Here is an 818-nt window from a genome sequence, read left to right on the forward strand (position 1 = left end):
GGTAATACTCCCATTTTTAATTGATTTTATAAGTAGAAAGCCAAAGTCCTTATCATTGTTTAAATTTAGGTGGTTTACCATCAACTGACATATGTGGTCGTTCATGATTATAAAAGTGTTGCCATATCGTTGTATAGTCTTCGACTTCTTCAAGCTCTCGAAATAAATATTGATTCAAACATTCATATCTAACCGTCCTGTTGAAGCGTTCAACATAAGCATTCTGTTGTGGATGACCTGGTTGAGTAAATACATGCTCAATTCCATGTTGAGTACACCATGCTTCCATCAAATCACTCACATACTCAGGTCCATTATCACTACGGATACGTTTTGGCTTACCTCGCCATGCAATTAATTGATCCAATCCCCTCAGCACTCGTTGAGCTGGCAAAGAAAAATCAATCAATATATCCAGTGACTCACGGTTATAATCATCAATAACATTGTGAATTCGGTAACTGCGACCATCACTCAGTTGGTCATGCATAAAGTCCATTGACCACGATTCATTTGGTGCTGATGGTACTGTAAGCGGTTCAGGCTTTATTCGCTGAATGCGTTTGTTTGGTTTAATTCGTAGGTTAAGCTCAAGCTCCTTATAAATTCGATAAACACGTTTGTGGTTCCATGGGTAGCCTTTGACATTACGTAGGTACAAGAAGCAAAGCTGAAAGCCCCAAGTCTTATTCTCGTTGGTGAGCTTCAGTAGCCAGTCTGCAATCATCTTATTTTGCTCATCTAATTGAGCTTTATAACGATAACAGGTTTGACTAAGTTGAAAGATGAAGCAAGCTTTACTCACTGAAATCTTAAAT

The 818-nt window shown here is 38.3% G+C and carries 1 protein-coding gene; it reads right to left on the reverse strand.

What is annotated here, in order from left to right:
- Window positions 1-52 precede the first annotated feature (52 nt).
- On the reverse strand, window positions 53-818 hold a 766-nt coding region (locus EXE10_RS21100), incomplete at its 5' end, for an IS3-like element ISAbe6 family transposase (protein WP_130114607.1).

Origin of the sequence: Acinetobacter sp. WCHAc060033, assembly GCF_004209125.1 — a bacterium.
GTDB classification, from domain to species: Bacteria; Pseudomonadota; Gammaproteobacteria; order Pseudomonadales; family Moraxellaceae; genus Acinetobacter; species Acinetobacter wuhouensis.